The 1056-nt window shown below is 70.9% G+C and carries 1 protein-coding gene; it reads right to left on the reverse strand.

Features of this window, described 5'->3' with window-relative positions:
* Positions 1–150: 150 nt before the first annotated feature.
* Positions 151–969, reverse strand: a complete 819-nt coding sequence (locus tag ACFWR9_RS34945) for an arylamine N-acetyltransferase (RefSeq protein WP_383849480.1) — start codon at positions 967–969, stop codon at positions 151–153.
* Between the last annotated feature and the right edge of the window lie 87 nt (positions 970–1056).

The following is a 1056-nucleotide window of genomic DNA, read 5'->3' on the forward strand; positions in this document are numbered from 1 at the left end:
GCCTGCTGTGCGCGTGCGGGGGGGGGGGGGGTCGGCGGGTCTCTGGGGTGCGGCGGTGGGCGGCGTGGGTGAGCGTCCGCGGCCGGCGCGGCCCACGGCGAGTTCCTCGATGGGCAGGGGAAGCAGGGTCACGTAGGGCACGCCGGCCGCTCAGCCGACGGGTCCGGTGAGGATGCCCGCGGCGAGGTTCTCGTACTCGGCGTTGTCGACGAGAGTACGGACCTGCTCGCGGCCGTCACGGACCGTCAGGTACCGCCGCCCCTTCAGGATGGCCTGGCCGTCGTCCACGGCCCGGCTGCAGAGCATCAACCCGCCGCCCGCTCCGGGCTCCGTCGCAGCCAGCTTCTCGTTGACCTTGCCCTCGAACTCCGACCAGGCGGCGGGCTCCCGGACGGTCAACGTGAAGCGGTAGACGACGTGCCAGCGGCCGCCCCGCGCGCAGCGCCGCAGGACGAGGTGCCCGGCGTCCTCGACGAGCCGGTACTGGACGCCGTACTGGACCTGGATCTCCTCGCCGACGCGCAGCGGTTCCAGGAACGACGGTCCCGCGTAGCCGACGTCGACGAGCCACCGCTCGCCGTCGAGCGTGACGAGGACGAGCATGTGCTCGACGTCCGTGCCGAAGAGCTGCGCTCCTTCGACGGTGCTGCCGCCGATCAGGGCGGCGTCGAATCCCACTTCACGGAGCAGCCGGAAGAAGAGCCGGCTGAGCTGGATGCAGCCGCCGCCGTGGCCTTCGGCGATCACCGCGTCGAAGGTGGCGTCCTCGTCGATGTCGACGAGGTCGACGCCGGTCCCCCGCTGTGACGGCGGACGGGTGAGTGAGCTGACGCTGTTGTAGGGAATCGCCATGAGGTGTTTCTTGTGCAGCGCCCGCAGCGTGTCGAGATCCGGCTCCGGCTCCCCCGTCCCTCCCTCATGACCTATGCACCGCAGATATTCTTCTGCGTCGAACACTTTCCTCACCACATTTCTCGTCAGGTGGGGCCCCGGCGCGGGCCGGTGCGGTCAAGGACGACGCCGCCAGCCAGCGCGGCGGCGAGGATCAGCACGGCG

It is taken from the genome of Streptomyces sp. NPDC058534 (genome assembly GCF_042717365.1).
Taxonomy (GTDB): Bacteria; Actinomycetota; Actinomycetes; order Streptomycetales; family Streptomycetaceae; genus Streptomyces.